Source organism: Streptomyces sp. NPDC048411, assembly GCF_040704695.1.
Classification (GTDB): Bacteria; Actinomycetota; Actinomycetes; order Streptomycetales; family Streptomycetaceae; genus Streptomyces.
Genome location: NZ_JBEZKL010000059.1, coordinates 15,745 through 29,992, shown reverse-complemented (window position 1 = coordinate 29,992; position 14,248 = coordinate 15,745). Strand labels below are relative to the sequence as shown.

General features: G+C 69.5%; 16 protein-coding genes. 8 read left to right on the top strand and 8 right to left on the bottom strand.

From position 1 onward, the window contains the following. The first annotated feature begins 3 nt into the window (after positions 1 to 3). The 5 genes from AB0915_RS21400 to AB0915_RS21380 all read left to right on the top strand — a co-directional run bounded on the left by AB0915_RS21400 (position 4) and on the right by AB0915_RS21380 (position 4,067). Positions 4 to 876, top strand: a complete 873-nt coding sequence (locus AB0915_RS21400) for an ABC transporter permease (RefSeq protein ID WP_366692609.1) — start codon at positions 4 to 6, stop codon at positions 874 to 876. A 53-nt stretch (positions 877 to 929) separates the two neighbouring features. After that, positions 930 to 1,874 (top strand): glycine betaine ABC transporter substrate-binding protein, encoded by a 945-nt coding sequence (locus AB0915_RS21395; RefSeq protein ID WP_366692608.1) that lies wholly within the window; start codon positions 930 to 932, stop codon positions 1,872 to 1,874. An 88-nt stretch (positions 1,875 to 1,962) separates the two neighbouring features. After that, complete coding sequence (locus tag AB0915_RS21390) at positions 1,963 to 2,571, top strand: helix-turn-helix domain-containing protein (RefSeq protein WP_366692593.1); 609 nt, start codon at positions 1,963 to 1,965, stop codon at positions 2,569 to 2,571. Positions 2,572 to 2,583: 12 nt separating this feature from the next. After that, positions 2,584 to 2,787: a hypothetical protein gene (locus AB0915_RS21385; RefSeq protein ID WP_366692592.1), complete on the top strand. Its 204-nt coding sequence runs from the start codon at positions 2,584 to 2,586 to the stop codon at positions 2,785 to 2,787. 2 nt (positions 2,788 to 2,789) lie between these two features. Beyond that, positions 2,790 to 4,067, top strand: a complete 1,278-nt coding sequence (locus tag AB0915_RS21380; protein ID WP_366692591.1) for an MFS transporter — start codon at positions 2,790 to 2,792, stop codon at positions 4,065 to 4,067. 86 nt (positions 4,068 to 4,153) lie between these two features. Here AB0915_RS21380 and AB0915_RS21375 read toward each other — a convergent pair whose 3' ends face one another. The 5 genes from AB0915_RS21375 to sigJ form a co-directional block, all read right to left on the bottom strand. Then, positions 4,154 to 4,942: a S16 family serine protease gene (locus AB0915_RS21375; protein WP_366692590.1), complete on the bottom strand. Its 789-nt coding sequence runs from the start codon at positions 4,940 to 4,942 to the stop codon at positions 4,154 to 4,156. A gap of 213 nt (positions 4,943 to 5,155) precedes the next feature. Continuing rightward, positions 5,156 to 5,797, bottom strand: coding sequence for a helix-turn-helix domain-containing protein (locus AB0915_RS21370; RefSeq protein ID WP_366692589.1), 642 nt, complete (start codon positions 5,795 to 5,797; stop codon positions 5,156 to 5,158). Between the two features lie 458 nt (positions 5,798 to 6,255). After that, positions 6,256 to 7,179: an RNA polymerase sigma-70 factor gene (locus tag AB0915_RS21365; RefSeq protein ID WP_366692588.1), complete on the bottom strand. Its 924-nt coding sequence runs from the start codon at positions 7,177 to 7,179 to the stop codon at positions 6,256 to 6,258. Further along, positions 7,176 to 8,102 (bottom strand): NAD(P)-dependent oxidoreductase, encoded by a 927-nt coding sequence (locus AB0915_RS21360; RefSeq protein WP_366692607.1) that lies wholly within the window; start codon positions 8,100 to 8,102, stop codon positions 7,176 to 7,178. The genes AB0915_RS21365 and AB0915_RS21360 overlap by 4 nt, the downstream gene beginning before the upstream one ends. A 106-nt stretch (positions 8,103 to 8,208) precedes the next feature. Next, positions 8,209 to 9,150: an RNA polymerase sigma factor SigJ gene (sigJ, locus tag AB0915_RS21355; protein WP_366692587.1), complete on the bottom strand. Its 942-nt coding sequence runs from the start codon at positions 9,148 to 9,150 to the stop codon at positions 8,209 to 8,211. Between the two features lie 158 nt (positions 9,151 to 9,308). Between sigJ and AB0915_RS21350 the strand changes: the two genes are divergently transcribed. The 3 genes from AB0915_RS21350 (at position 9,309) to AB0915_RS21340 (ending at position 11,645) form a co-directional block, all read left to right on the top strand. Next, a complete protein-coding gene (locus AB0915_RS21350; protein ID WP_366692586.1) occupies positions 9,309 to 9,773 on the top strand; it encodes a nuclear transport factor 2 family protein in 465 nt (154 codons plus the stop codon). Positions 9,774 to 9,835: 62 nt separating this feature from the next. Then, the gene (locus AB0915_RS21345; RefSeq protein WP_366692585.1) at positions 9,836 to 10,372 is read left to right on the top strand and encodes a YceI family protein; all 537 of its coding nucleotides are present in this window, start codon (positions 9,836 to 9,838) and stop codon (positions 10,370 to 10,372) included. 436 nt (positions 10,373 to 10,808) lie between these two features. Further along, entirely contained in the window at positions 10,809 to 11,645 is an 837-nt protein-coding gene (locus tag AB0915_RS21340; protein ID WP_366692584.1) for an SDR family NAD(P)-dependent oxidoreductase, read from the top strand. A 76-nt stretch (positions 11,646 to 11,721) separates the two neighbouring features. Here AB0915_RS21340 and AB0915_RS21335 read toward each other — a convergent pair whose 3' ends face one another. From AB0915_RS21335 to AB0915_RS21325, 3 genes are all read right to left on the bottom strand, one after another. After that, positions 11,722 to 13,503, bottom strand: coding sequence for a DEAD/DEAH box helicase (locus AB0915_RS21335; protein WP_366692583.1), 1,782 nt, complete (start codon positions 13,501 to 13,503; stop codon positions 11,722 to 11,724). A 164-nt stretch (positions 13,504 to 13,667) separates the two neighbouring features. Continuing rightward, on the bottom strand, positions 13,668 to 14,036 hold the full coding sequence (locus AB0915_RS21330; protein WP_366692582.1) for a Fic family protein: 369 nt from the start codon (positions 14,034 to 14,036) through the stop codon (positions 13,668 to 13,670). Then, the gene (locus tag AB0915_RS21325) at positions 14,036 to 14,233 is read right to left on the bottom strand and encodes a hypothetical protein (RefSeq protein ID WP_366692581.1); all 198 of its coding nucleotides are present in this window, start codon (positions 14,231 to 14,233) and stop codon (positions 14,036 to 14,038) included. Before AB0915_RS21325 ends, AB0915_RS21330 begins: the two co-directional genes overlap by 1 nt. Between the last annotated feature and the right edge of the window lie 15 nt (positions 14,234 to 14,248).

Here is a 14,248-nt window from a genome sequence, read left to right as displayed (position 1 = left end):
GACATGAGTCCCCACCGGTCGGTGCCGCCGGAGCCCGGGGAACGCCCGTCGTCGTCCCGGCTGCCGGGCGAGCACGACGCCCAGGACGTCTTCCGCGACGAGGAGGAGGAACCCGCGCCGCCGCCCGCCGCGCCGCGGCGCCGGATCACCTGGCGCAAGCTGGTGCTGATGCCGGCCGCCCTGGCGGTCGTCCTCGCCCTCACCTATCTGTGGATCACGAATGTCCACCTCGACTCGATCGCGAAGAACGCGCTGACCGGCGGCAACGTGCAGCTGCGCTGGTGGCAGCACGTCAAGCTGACCGCGATCTCCACCTTCTGGGTGCTGATCATCGCCATTCCGCTCGGGATCGCGCTGACCCGGCGCAGGCTGCGCCGGGGCGCCCCGGTGGTCACGGCCCTCGCCAACGTCGGCCAGGCGACCCCGGCGATCGGCCTGCTGGCACTGCTGGTGATCTGGCTGGGCATCGGCCCGTCGACCGCGATCATCGGCATGGTGATCTACGCGGTGCTGCCGGTGTTCTCCAACACCGTGGCCGGTCTCAGGGCGATCGAGCCGAATCTGGTCGAGGCCTCGCGCGGCATCGGCATGTCGGCGGTGGGGACGCTCACGAAGGTCGAACTGCCGCTCGCCGTCCCGCTGATCCTGGCGGGGGTACGGACGGCGCTCGTCCTCAATGTCGGCACGGCGACGCTGGCGACGTTCGTCGGCGGCGGCGGGCTGGGGGACCTGATCACGTCGGGCATCCAGACGCAGCGGATGCCGGTGCTGGTGCTCGGTTCCGTGCTGACGGTGGTGCTTGCGCTGCTGGTGGACTGGCTGGCCTCCCTGGTCGAGGTGGCGTTGACGCCGCGCGGGCTGGAGGTGGGGGCGTGAGCGCGGGTAAGGGGGCGGCACGGTGGCTCAGGGCGGCCGGTCTCCTCGGGACCCTGGTGCTGCTCGGGGTGACGCTCTCCGGGTGCGGGCTGAAGAGCGGTTCGCCGATGGTGGACGACGTGGTGCCGGGCTCGGTCGGCCGGGGGAAGCCACTGGACGGTGCCTCGCTGACCGTCACCTCGAAGAACTTCAGCGAGAACATCGTCCTCGGCCAGATGATCGGCCTGGTGTTCAAGGCCGCCGGTGCCGAGGTCCTCGACCGGACCAACCTGCCGGGTTCGATCAGCGCGCGCGAGGCCATCATCAAGGGCAGCGCCGACGCGATGTACGAGTACACGGGCACCGCCTGGATCACCTACCTCGGCCACGCGAAACCGATCGCCAGCCCGCTGAAGCAGTGGGAGGCGGTCCGGGACGAGGACCGGAAGAACGGGGTGACCTGGCTGCCGCAGTCCACCCTCGACAACACCTACGCGCTGGCCATCAGCAAGAAGAACAACGCGGAGCACCATCTGAAGACGCTCTCCGATGTCGCCGCGCTGTCGAAGATGGACCCGGCGGCGGTGACGATCTGCGTGGAGAACGAGTTCGCCTCGCGTGACGACGGACTGCCGGGGATGGAGAAGGCCTACGGGATGTCGATCCCGGCCTCCAATATCAGGAAGATGGACGCCGGGATCATCTACACCCAGGTCTCGAAGTCCAACTCCTGCCTGCTGGGTGAGGTGTACACCACGGACGGCCGGATCAAGGCGATGGACCTCGACGTCCTCGTGGACGACAAGCATTTCTTCCCCAACTACAACGCCGCGCCCGTCATCCACACCGCGACCTTCGACAAGTACCCGGAGATCGCCGAGCTGTTGGACCCGGTCAGCAGACGGCTGACGACCGAGGTCGCGCAGCAGCTGAACGCGAAGGTGGATGTGGACGGGGAGGACCCGCACAAGGTGGCGAAGGACTGGCTGATCGCGGAGGGGTTCATCAAGAAGGGGTAGCGCGCAGCCGCCGGTGCCTCCCGGAGTTACAAAGAAGATGTTGCAAAGAAGCGTTGCAAAGGCCCCTTTGCACGTCTACAGTCGAGGCATGGCAGCGAACGAAGCCGGCGGCGAGAAGCCGCTCGACCCGAACATCCACCGCGTCGACGTCCACACCCTGCGCGTGCTGGCCCACCCCCTCCGGATCCGCCTGCTCAGCGCCCTCCGGGAGTTCGGCCCCGCCACCGCGTCGAAGCTCGGCGACCGGCTCGGCGAGTCCAGCGGCGCCACCAGCTACCACCTGCGGCAACTGGCGGCGCACGGCTTCGTCGAGGACGACCCGACGCTCGGCAAGGGACGCGAACGGTGGTGGCGGGCCGTACACGTGGGCGCCACATTCGAGCGCAGTGCGGACTTCCTCCGCGACCCCGACCCGGAGGTGCGCGGCGCCATCGGAGTCGTCCTGCACGAGGTCGCCACCACGCACACCCAGGAGCTCAACACCTGGCTCGGCACCATGCACGAATGGCCCGAGGAGTGGCTGCGCGGCTGGGACGTCAGCGACTTCAAGTTGCGGCTCACCCCGGAGCTCTCCCTGGAGCTGGCCGAGAAGATCCACGACCTGGTCGACAGCTACAGCGACCGGGTCCCCGAAGGCACCGAGGGTTCGGCCGTCGTCCGCACCCATCTGCACATGTTCCCGCGCCCCACCGACTGAGAGGACTCCACCATGCACTCCGACACGCACCTGACGCTGCAGCGGCTCCGCAGCACCGAACTGCACCGGCAGGCCGACGAGTTCCGCATGGCACGTACGGTGCGGGCGCCGCGCCGGAGCCTGCGTACACAGCTGGGCTGGGGACTGGTCGAGCTGGGCCTGCACGTCCTGCCGAACCGGCACGTCCTGTCCACGTCCTCCCCCCGCGCGGTTTAGCCATGGCCGGGGGGAACCGCAAGCCGCTCGCCGCGCTTCTCGCGGCCAACTGCATATCCACCGCAGGCACTTCGCTCACCCTGATCGGGGTCCCGTGGTTCGTCCTGCAGACCACGGGCAGCGCCGGCCGGGCCGGTGTCGTCGCCTTCTGTGCCACACTGCCGGTCATCATCTCCGCGGTCATCGGCGGGCCCGTCATCGACCGGATCGGACGGCGCCGGATCTCCATCGCCACCGACACCGTCTGCGCACTCGCCATCGCCACCATTCCACTGCTTCACTACGCCGGGGCGCTCGAATTCTGGATGCTCTGCGCCCTGATGGGACTGAACGGACTCGTCCACACCCCCGGCAACACCGCGCGTTATGTCCTGCTGCCGGATCTCGCCGAACACGCCGGGACCACGGTCACCCGCGCCGCCAGCCTCTTCGACGCCGCCTCGCGCGGCGCCAGGATGACCGGCGCGGCACTGGCCGGGGTGCTGATCGCGCTCGTCGGCGCGGAGACCGTGCTGCTGCTGGACGCGGCGACCTTCGGCTCGTCCGCGCTGCTCATCGCGGCAGGCGTACGAGGGGTACGGGCGGCCGAGCCGCGAAAGGCGGCGGCACCGGCCTCACTGCGCACGTACAGCCATGAACTGCGTGAGGGATACGCCTACTTGTTCTCCAACCGGCTGCTGCTGGCCGTCGTGGTGATGGTGCTCTTCATGAACGGCACCGATCAGGGCTGGAGCGCCGTACTGCTCCCGGTGCACGCCGAGCGCGAACTGGGCGGAGCACCCCAACTCGGCCTGCTCACCGCACTGTTCGGGGCGGGCGGACTGACGGGCGCGCTGGTGTACGGGGCGGTGGGACACCGGTTCTCGCGGCGTGCGGTGTTCACCGTGTGCGTGGTGCTGTGCGGCGGACCGAGGTTCGTGGTTGCCGCGCTGACGGACACGACGCTGCCGCTCGCGGTGACGATGCTGCTGGGCGGCCTCGCGGGCGGGGTCCTGAACCCGATCCTGACGACGATGACGTACGAACGCGTACCGCAGCAGCTGCGCAGCCGGGTATCCGGGGCGCTCACCGCAGGCTGCGAGCTGGCGATGCCGGTGGGCGGGCTACTGGCGGGGCTGCTCGTGGAGAGCATCGGGGCGGACGGTGCGCTCCTGGCGCTGGGTGCGGTCTACACGCTGGCGACGGTGAGCCCGATGATCTTCCCGGTATGGCGCACGATGGACCATCGGCCGCCCGTGGAGGAGTGTACGGAGGCGAAGGCCGACGCCGCCCGCCTCTAGGGCGTGTTTCGAACGTCCCGCCTGCCAGGCGGGCGGACGACGCTACTTTCGAAACACGCCCTGGTGCGTGTCCGGCTCGCCCTGCATCAGCAGCTCGGAACCTTGGCCCCCTTGTCCAGGGCCGTGAGCGAGGACACCGCGCTCTTCAGTGTGGTGACCGGGATCAGCTTGAGCCCCTTGGGGAGTTCGGCGCCCGCCGCCTTGCACTCGGCCTTCGGTACGAGGAAGACAGTGGCGCCGTCGCGCCGGGCGGCCTGGGTCTTCAGCGACACGCCACCGACCGCGCCGACCGTACCGTCCGCCTCGATCGTGCCCGTGCCGGCAACGGTGCGGCCACCGGTGAGATCCCCGCCGGAACCGTTGCCGTCGAGCTTGTCGACGATGCCGAGCGCGAAGAAGAGACCGGCACTGGGCCCGCCCACATCGGCGAGGTGCAGGGTCACGTCCACCGATCCGGGCGCCTTGCCGAGGTACCGCAGGGCCGCGTCCACGGCGGAGTTCTGCGACTTCTTCATGTCCTCGAGGTTGTGCTTCTCGATCTCCTTCTCGGAGCCGCCGGTCGGGTAGACCGATTCGCGGGGCATGACCGCCCGGTCGGTCCGGAACCAGCCGTCGATCACGTCGCCGATGCCGACGTCGGCGGTCGGCCCGGTCGCGATGATGGTCGTCATCCGCAGCTGACCGCTGGTGGGGCGGGTCGGCGCACCCTGGATGCTGATCACGGGCGTGCTCCGGACGTCCCCGAGTACGTTCGCGGTCGTGCCGGGCTGCGCCACGGTGAACGGCAACGGCGCGAAGGCGGCGACGCCGAAGAGGGCGGCTACGGGCAGGGCGCACAGGGCGAGGGCGCGGGGGCGCGAGAGACGAGTGAGCACCCTCCCAATCTAACCTGGCCGGGTTCATCCGCCCGGCCGGTCCGGAGAGGGGCGGGCCCGTCCCCCATCCGTTGGTCCACCCGCCCGACCGGTACGTCCTCGGGCTCCGGACGGGGTTCGGCAGGCCGCCCCGGAGCACGGACGCAGCCCGCCCGAACACGATCCGGCCCGTCCGGCGGCGGAGGACAAAGCGGCCACCGGACGACCCCGGTACTACCGCAAGGCGTCCGCGACCTCGCGCGCCGCGTCGACGACTCGCGGGCCGACCCGCTCCGGTATCGCGTCCGCCAGCATCACCACACCCACGCTGCCCTCCACGCCCGTGACCCCGATCAGGGCCGCCGCCGCGCCGCTCGCGCCCGCTTCCAGCTCGCCGTGCGTGAGCGTGAACGCCGGCTCGGACATCGGCTTCGCCCGTGCGGCCAGGATCGCCCGGCCCGCGGCGCCCTTGTCGAGCGGGTGACGGAAGCCGGCCCGGTAGGCCACGTGGTAGTCGGTCCAGGTCGGTTCGACGACGGCAACCGCCAGCGCATCGCTGCCGTCGACCAGCGTCAGGTGGGCGGTGGCTCCGATGTCCTCGGCCAGGGACCGCAGCGCGGGCAGCGCAGCCTCCCGTACCAGCGGATGCACCTGGCGGCCCAGGCGCAGCACGCCGAGTCCCACCCTGGCCCTGCCACCCAAGTCGCGGCGCACCAGGGCATGTTGCTCCAGTGTGGCCAGCAGCCGGTAGACAACGGTGCGGTTGACGCCGAGTTTGTTGGACAACTCGGTGACGGTCAGCCCGTGGTCGGTGTCGGCGAGCAGCTTGAGGACACGCAGTCCCCGGTCGAGCGTCTGGGAGGTCTCCGCGGTCACGACGCCCTCTCCTCTTCGGTGAGTGGCGGCACCCTCACGGAGGTTGCGTCGCCGGTCCCAGCGGCGACGCACGGAGATGCCGCCGGCGGCCAAGGCACCGGCTGCGCTCCGCGGCGGCGCTGCCACGGGGCGTTCACTTTTCGGGGACAGTAGCGAGCCAGTCCGCTGAGCGGAAGACCTCGTTCAGAATCCGGGCGCATGCGGAAGAGCGGCCGGTGCCGCAGAAGCGTAAGCGCCGGTCAGCGCGGCGCCGGCCGAATCCGGAACATCTACGCGCGTTCACGTCGACCGACGCCATTGCGACGCTCCACGCGATCCCCCAAACTCACGGTGAATGCATGTTGAATTTTTCAACGCTGCTCCGTTGAGCGTTGTGGGCGGACGCCGCCGGGGCGCGGCACACGGTCCACGACCTCCTCGGCCGGGGCGTCGGCCTGCTCGACCGCTCCCGTATGCGGTCAGTCCGCGAGCCGGCGAGCCTGGTACGCCTCGCGCAGGACCGACCAGGCGTCCGCCACCGGACCCACGTGCCCGAGCTTGTCGGGGTTGAGCACCGTGCGGATGGTCTGGATCTGTCCGTCGAGGACGTCGAGCGTCCAGGTGTTGATGACCCTGCCGTCCCGGTCGCGGAAGATCGCACCCGGCTGGCCGTTCACCTCATGCGGCTCCACAACGCCGCCGATCCGGGCGAACGGTGCGACGAGCGCGGCGAGCAGCCGGGCCACCTTCTCGGCGCCGATGACGCCCGTGCCCCACAGCGGGGCCTTGCCGCCGCTGTCGCCGACCATCTGCACGTCGGCGGCGAGGAGTTCGCACAGCCCGTCGACGTCCCCTTCCCGGAAGGCCTCGAAGAACCGCTCGGTGAGTGCCTCACGTTCCTTCCGGTCGGCCTCGAACCGGGCGCGCCCGGCGTCCATGTGGCGGCGGGCGCGCACCGCGAGCTGGCGGCATGCCGCCTCCGAACGCCCCACCGCCGACGCGACCTCCGAATACCCGAACCCGAACACCTCCCGCAACACGAACACCGCACGCTCCAGCGGGCTGAGCCGCTCCAGCAGCAACAGCGCCGCCATCGACACCGAGTCGGCCAGCTCCGCGGAGCGCTCCGGATCCTCGTAGGGGTCGGTCAGCAGCGGCTCGGGGAACCACGCCCCGACATACTCCTCCCGCCGCACCCGGGCCGAGCGCAGCACGTCGACCGAGACCCGGGTCACCACAGCCGCCAGGAACGCCCTGACCGAGACCGGCTGCGCAGGCGAGCCCTCGTAGCGCAGCCAGGTCTCCTGGACCGCGTCCTCGGCCTCGCTCACGCTGCCCAGGATCCGGTAGGCGATCGAGAACAGCAGCGGCCGCAGTTCCTCGAACTCCTCTGCCCGGGTCACACCAGCTCCTCCTTGAAGCCCTGCCGCCACGACGGGTAGCGCAGCTGCCAGCCGAGTTCCCGCTTGGCCTTGGCATTGGAGAAGGCACGTCCCTCGGTCATCATCACCACGGCCACCTCCCCGGCCAGCAGCCGGGCCAGCCAGACCGGAACCCGCATCGGCCGCTTCGCCCCCGCACACGCCGCCAAGAACGGCAGCCACTCGGCGGCCGGGGCCGGCTCGTCGTCGACGATGTTGAACACGCCCCTCGCCTTCTGCTCCACGGCCAGGACGGTGGCCCTCGCCGCGTCGTCGAGATGCACCCATGAGCTGTAGCCGGTGGCGCGCCCCACCAGCGGGAACTGCCGCTTCCGGATCAACTCGACCTGGTCGTCGGTGGCGCCCGGCCCGTAGAGCCCGCCGTAGCGCAGGACCGCGCCGCCGGCCCCCACGACCCTCTCCTCGACATGGCGGATCGCCGCCATGCCAGGGGCCGCGGACGTACCTGCCATCAGGTCCAGCGGGTCCTCCTCGGTCTTCACCCAGCCGCCCTCACGGATGCCGTTGCAGTTCGCATACCCCTGCGCGACGACGTGGGACACGCCGGTCGCCTGAGCGGCGGCAAGCAGGTGGTCCGTCCCCTCGGTACGCAGCCGGTTGGTGGTGGCGAACCAGCGGTCCATGTGCTTCATGTCGGGTTTGCCCGCGATGGCGGTCATCTGATGCACGATCGTGTCCGGCTGCGCCTGGGCCACCGCCTCACCGACCGATGCCGCGTCCAGACCGTCCATGACGACGCCGTCCGCGCCCAGCCGCTGCAGCAGGCCCAGCTTGGTCGCGCTCGTCGTCGTCGCCGTCACCTGGTGCCCCCGCGCCACCAGCTGCGGCACCAGCCGCCGCCCGAGGACACCGGTCCCCCCTGCCACGAACACCCGCATGATCATCACCCTTCTGATCAGAACCTGTCTCTGAGAACCGAGACGAGACAACCCGCCCGCCTGTGACACGAGAGGCAATCCCGCGGACGATCCGCGCCGGCCGGATCGACGACTATGCCGTCTGCGCCGTCCAGGGCCGGAGCTTCTCGGGGTTCCGGACAGCCCAGATGTGCGCGATCCGGTCGCCTGTGACGTCGAACGCGAACACCGCCACGGTGACGCCGTCCTGCTGCACCGTCAGACCGGCCTGAGCATTGACCGTGCGCTCCACGATCGTCAGGTCGGGGGCCATGCCGACGAGATCGACCAGGTAACGCGCGATCTGCCCGTCGCCTTCGACGGGGCGCAACTCGGCGCTGACGAGGCCGCCACCATCGCCGATCGCGCAGGCATCGGGGTCGAGCAGGCCGATGAGCGCGTCGATGTCCTTGGCTTCCCAAGCCCGCTTGAACTCCCGGACGATGCCGGCACGCCGAGCCGCCGTAGCCTCGGGAGCCTGCGACGCACGGATGCGTCGGCGGGCCGAGGAGGCCAGCTGGCGGCATGCGGCCGGAGTGCGGCCGACGACCTCGGCCACTTCGGCGAAGGAGTAGCGGAAGACGTCGTGCAGGATGAACGCGACGCGCTCGGCCGGGGTCATCGAGTCGAGGACGACGAGGAAGGCCATGTGGACCGACTCATCGAGGGTGGCCCTCTCGGCCGGGTCGACCGTGGTGTCGCCCGGCCTCTCGTTGATCCACTCCGGACGTCCGGGCAGCGGCTCGGGGATCCATTCGCCCACGTAGCTCTCGCGCCTGGCCCGTGCCGAGCCGAGCACGTCGAGGCAGATGCGACTGGCGACCTTCGCCAGCCAGGCACCGGGACGGTTGATGGCTTCCTGCTGCTGCCGGGACATCGCGTACCAGCGCGCGTAGGTCTCCTGTACGACGTCCTCGGCATCGGCCAGCGAACCGAGGAGCCGGTACGCCACGCCGATCAGCTGATGCCGCTCGCTCATGATCGCGCTCAGGCCCGGATCGAGCCCACCGGCTTCCGGCTCGGACAAGGTGTTCATGGTGTTACCGGCTCTCCTTGGTCGCATCTGCTCACACCAGTACGACGAGGCACCCCCTCGGAATGTGAGGCGGTACGTCGACCTCACATTCCGGGCGGTCGTCTCGTCGTACTGCTGAGACGAACACCAGCCATCGAACAGGAAGGCCCCATGGCGCCATGACCGACCTTCAGGCCCTTGCGGATCGCGTCGAGATCGAGGCGTTGCGCGGCGAGTTCACCGACGCGGGGATGATGCACGACTACGACCGCTTCGCGTTGCTGTTCACCCACGACGGCGCGTGGCGGATGCCCCACATCCCCGTCGAGTTCGTCGGCCGGACGGAGATCCGCGCCGCAATCGAGAGGCTGCAGGATCACTGGGAGTACTTCGTGCAAACCGTGCACCCGGGCACGGTCCGGATCGAGGGCGACACCGCGGTCGGCCGTGCCTATGTCGCGGAGTTCGGGCGCATGCGCGACGGCAGTTCACACCTGAACTACTCCCTGTACCACGACCGCTACCGGCGCACCCAGGACGGCTGGAAGTTCACCGAACGCCGCTATGAGGTCAGGTACTTCGACACCTCCCCGCTGGCGGGCTCGGCATCCCACCCGGCGCCCGGGTCCGTCCGCGAGTCGTGACCGTTCCGGACCGAGAGATCAACTACCCGTTTTCCCACCAGGAGCGACCCAGCATGTCAACCATGACCACACTCAGCGATCTGACCGGCGGCTACGTGCTCGACACCACCCGTACGCGGATCGGCTTCGTCGCCCGGCACGCGATGGCCACCAGGGTGCGTGGCCAGTTCGACGAGTTCGAGGGCGGTGCGCACTTCGACGGCGACGATCCGTCGAAGTCCAGTGTCCGGCTCACGATCCGGGCGAAGAGCATCAAGACCCGCGACCAGCGGCGTGACGACCACCTGTGCGGCACGTTCCTGGACACGGACCACCACCCCACCCTCGTCTTCACCTCGACCACGGTGCAACAGCTCGCCGACACCGACTTCAGGGTCACCGGTGACCTGACCATCCGCGGTGTGACCAAGCCGGTCACCGTGGACTTCGAGCTGACCGGCGCAGAGAACGACCCACGGGGCGGCGCTCGGGTCAATTTCAAGGGCGGCGTCACGATCGACCGCAACGACTGGGGCGTGAACTGGAACGCCGCGACCAGACTTCTGGTCAGCGCGAAGGTGACGCTTGAGCTCGACATCGCCGCGATCCGGCGGACCTGACAACCGTTCCTGTCCAGTGCGCATGAGTGAGTCCTGGACCCACTGCTGTGTACTAAGCACATCCCGAACGGTTGGTTGGCCGGAAGGGTGGAGGTCATGAAGATCACCACGTTCGGCAGCCGGGACCTGCCGACGTTCGGATCTTCATGGCCCAGCCGCTGGAACCCGTCAGGAGTGGGGCCGAAGGAGACGCCGGGGCAGCGGTAAGGGCGACGCCGGGAGTCTGCGCCGCGGCGCGACGGGGAGACGCGCGTCACATTCATCCACGTCACAGCTCCCCGGGCTGTCTCGTCACAGAGGTATATCCGCCCACAACCGTAAGGGAGTTGCACCGCTTCCTGGACGACGCTGCCCGCCGGCCGCCCAGTCGCAGGATCGACCCCCGCCTCGCCCCTCACGGCTGTAACCGTCACCGCAGAAAGAACGGATGGACATCATGAGCAAGGTCTGGTTCGTCACCGGTTCGTCCCGCGGCCTGGGCCGCAACTTCGTCGAGGCCGCCCTGTCCCGCGGCGACAAGGTGGCCGCGACCGCCCGGAACCCCGAACACCTTGATGAGCTGGTCGCCGCCTATGGCGAGGCGGTGCTCCCGCTTGAGCTGGACGTGACCGACGAGGCCGCCGTCCACGAGAGCGTGAAGCGTGCCAAGGAGCACTTCGGCCGCCTCGACATCATCGTGAACAACGCAGGCTACGGCCTGTCCGGCGCTGTCGAGGAGCTGACCGAGCGGGACCTGCGCGACCAGTTGGAGACCAACCTGTTCGGCGCGGTGTGGGTCGTCCAGGCCGCGCTGCCCCACCTGCGCGAGCAGGGCGGAGGGCACATCATCCAGATCTCCTCGGTCGGCGGCGTCTCCGCATTTCCGCTCAGCGGCGGATACTGCGCCTCCAAGTGGGCCCTCGAAGGCCTGAGCGAATCCCTCGCCCAAGAGGTCGCCGGCTTCGGCATCAAGGTGACCCTGGTCGAGCCCGGCTCGTATGCCACCGACGCGATGGCCTCCGCCGTCCACGCCCCGGCCGACCCGCTCTACGACGGTCTCCGCGAGAGCTTCGCCGCGTTCGCGAAGACGCTCGACTTCGGCGACCCGGCTGCCGCGGGCCGGGCACTCCTCAAGATCGTCGACTCCGAAAACCCGCCCCTGCGCGTGTTCTTCGGCACGCAGGGCAACCAGGTCGTCCAGCAGGTCTACACCGACCGGCTCAAGACCTGGGCCGACTGGCAGGACCTCTCGCTGGAGGCTCACGGACACACCCCGCCGGCCCCGGCGGCCTGACCCGGCGACCGGACGACGCCGGCCCGGCACGAGGATCTCTGTCCCCGTACCGGGCCGGCACCTGACACGAGCGGACTCACCTCATCCGGGTGGCCCACTCCTGCACCTTCTTGATCCGCTGCTGGATCTGCCCCGCCGTCGCCTCCGCGCTCGGCGGCCCTCCGCAGACCCGCCGCAGCTCGGTGTGGATCACCCCGTGCGGCTTGCCGCTCTGGTGCGTGTACGCCGACACCATCGTGTTGAGCTGCTTGCGCAGCCCCAGCAGCTGCTTGTGCGTGACCACCGGCCGGGCCTCCGCCGGCTTCTCCAGCAGATCGGCCTCCCCGGCCGGTTTCTGCCTGCTGTGCGCGATCTGCCGGGTCTGCCGCTTCTGCAGCAGCAACTGCACCTGGTCGGGTTCGAGCAGCCCGGGAATCCCCAGGTAGTCCTGCTCCTCCTCGCTGCCCGGGTGCGCCTGCATGCCGAACTCGGCACCGTCGTACAGCACCCGGTCGAAGACCGCGTCGGACTCCAGCGCCTCGAACGGCAGCTGGTCCTCGGTCTCCTCGTCCTCCAGGCGTTCCGCGTCGGCCAGGAGCTTGTCCTCCTCGGAGAACGGGTTCTCCTCGTCGCTCCCCTTCTTGGGCTTGTCGAGGACGTGGTCGCGCTCGACCTCCATCTCGTTGGCGAAGTCGAGGAGCATCGGGATGGTCGGCACGAAGACGGAAGCGGTCTCGCCGCGCCGACGCGACCGCACGAAGCGCCCGACGGCCTGGGCGAAGAAGAGCGGGGTCGAGATGGTGGTGGCGTACACACCGACCGCGAGACGCGGCACGTCGACGCCCTCCGACACCATCCGGACCGCGACCATCCACCGCGAGTCGTCCTCGCTGAACTTGTCGATCTTCTTCGACGCGGCCTTCTCGTCGGAGAGGACCACGGTCGCCTTCTCGCCCGTGACCTTCTTGAGGATCTTGGCGTACTCGCGCGCGGACTCCTGGTCGGTGGCGATCACGAGCCCGCCCGCATCCGGAATGCCCTTACGCACTTCGGTCAGCCGCTTGTCGGCGGCGGCCAGCACATTGGGGATCCAGTCCCCGGTCGGCGACAGGGCGGTCCGCCACGCCTGGCCGATGGCGTCCTTGGTCATCGGCTCGCCGAGCCGGGCGGCGATCTCGTCACCGGCCTTGGTGCGCCAGCGCATGTTGCCGCTGTAGCTGAGGAAGATCACGGGGCGGACGACGCCGTCGGCGAGCGCGTTCCCGTAGCCGTAGGTGTAGTCGGCCGAGGAGCGCCGGATCCCGTCGTTCCCCTCCTCGTACGCGACGAACGGAATCGGGTTGGTGTCGGACCGGAACGGCGTACCGGTCAGCGCGAGCCGCCGGGTCGCCGGGTCGAACGCCTCCTGACACGCCTCGCCCCAGGACTTCGAGTCACCGGCGTGGTGGATCTCGTCCAGGATCACGAGGGTCTTGCGCTGCTCGCACCGGTTGCGGTGCAGCATCGGGCGGACACCGACACCGGCGTACGTGACCGCGACCCCGTGGTACTCCTTGCTCACAGGTCCGGCGCTGTACTCGGGGTCGAGCTTGATCCCTATCCGGGCGGCCGCCTCCGCCCACTGCTTCTTCAGGTGCTCGGTCGGCGCGACGACGGTGATCTGCTGCACGACGTGGTGGTGCAACAGCCATGACGCGAGGGTCAGCGCGAAGGTGGTCTTCCCCGCGCCGGGCGTGGCGACCGCGAGGAAGTCACGCGGCTGCTCCTGGATGTACTTCTCCATGGCGCCCTGCTGCCAGGCTCGCAGCTTGCCGGCCGTGCCCCAGGGGGCGCGGCCGGGATAGGCGGGTGAGAGGTGGTGGGAGGCGGTAGTAGTCACGGTCTCCGGTTCGGGGCTCTCGGGTACGTGGGGCGTTGCCCGTACGGGCCGGGAGGGGCTCGTACGTGATACGACAACCGGGCCACCTTACCGGGGGGCCGGCCGGAGCCCCGTACGAACGAGCCGTGGTGCGTCCCCGTTGAGACCCTCTTCGCAGGGTTCGGCTACACGGCGAATCGGGGCAGTTTCGCGGCGATCCTGGGCATGTCGAGGGCGCCCTGGCACACGTCCAGGACGAACTCCTCGGCCTCGTCCACATCGAACTCGGGGCTCAGCGGATGCCCGTTCATGTGCAGAAAGACCCAGGTCGCGTACCAGGCGATGCGCTTGTTGCCATCCACGAGCGCATGGTTGCGCGCCAGGGACTCCATCAGTGCCGCGGCCTTCTGCCAGACGTCCGGATAGGCGTCCTGGCCGAAAACACTTGCCTTCGGCCGGGCCAACGCCGAATCGATCAGACCGTAGTCGCGCACCTCGGCGGTCCCGAGACGCTGCGCGAGGGTCAGCTGCTCCGGGAGGGTCAGGTACTTCATCAGGCCAGCCTCCTGTTGAGCTCCTCGCTCACTCTCAGCACGTGATCCGCCGCCTCGTCGAAGAGACGCGTGTGCGCGTCGATGGCGGTCATCACCGCATCGTGGGCGAATGCCTGCATGCTGCGCCCCTCCGCCTCGGCACGGGCACGCAGCGCGTCTAGTTCCTCGTCGGTGAACCGCAGATTCAGACCAGCCACCCCTGAACGGTACGC

Bases quoted from the DNA above. Each gene is read 5' to 3' on its own strand.
- AB0915_RS21340 (WP_366692584.1), top strand. From the start codon at position 10,809: ATGAGCAAGGTCTGGTTCGTCACCGGTTCGTCCCGCGGCCTGGGCCGC.
- AB0915_RS21400 (WP_366692609.1), top strand. From the start codon at position 4: ATGAGTCCCCACCGGTCGGTGCCGCCGGAGCCCGGGGAACGCCCGTCG.
- AB0915_RS21330 (WP_366692582.1), bottom strand. From the start codon at position 14,036: ATGAAGTACCTGACCCTCCCGGAGCAGCTGACCCTCGCGCAGCGTCTC.
- AB0915_RS21360 (WP_366692607.1), bottom strand. From the start codon at position 8,102: ATGATCATGCGGGTGTTCGTGGCAGGGGGGACCGGTGTCCTCGGGCGG.
- AB0915_RS21385 (WP_366692592.1), top strand. From the start codon at position 2,584: ATGCACTCCGACACGCACCTGACGCTGCAGCGGCTCCGCAGCACCGAA.
- AB0915_RS21345 (WP_366692585.1), top strand. From the start codon at position 9,836: ATGACCACACTCAGCGATCTGACCGGCGGCTACGTGCTCGACACCACC.
- AB0915_RS21390 (WP_366692593.1), top strand. From the start codon at position 1,963: ATGGCAGCGAACGAAGCCGGCGGCGAGAAGCCGCTCGACCCGAACATC.
- AB0915_RS21350 (WP_366692586.1), top strand. From the start codon at position 9,309: ATGACCGACCTTCAGGCCCTTGCGGATCGCGTCGAGATCGAGGCGTTG.
- AB0915_RS21380 (WP_366692591.1), top strand. From the start codon at position 2,790: ATGGCCGGGGGGAACCGCAAGCCGCTCGCCGCGCTTCTCGCGGCCAAC.
- sigJ (WP_366692587.1), bottom strand. From the start codon at position 9,150: ATGAACACCTTGTCCGAGCCGGAAGCCGGTGGGCTCGATCCGGGCCTG.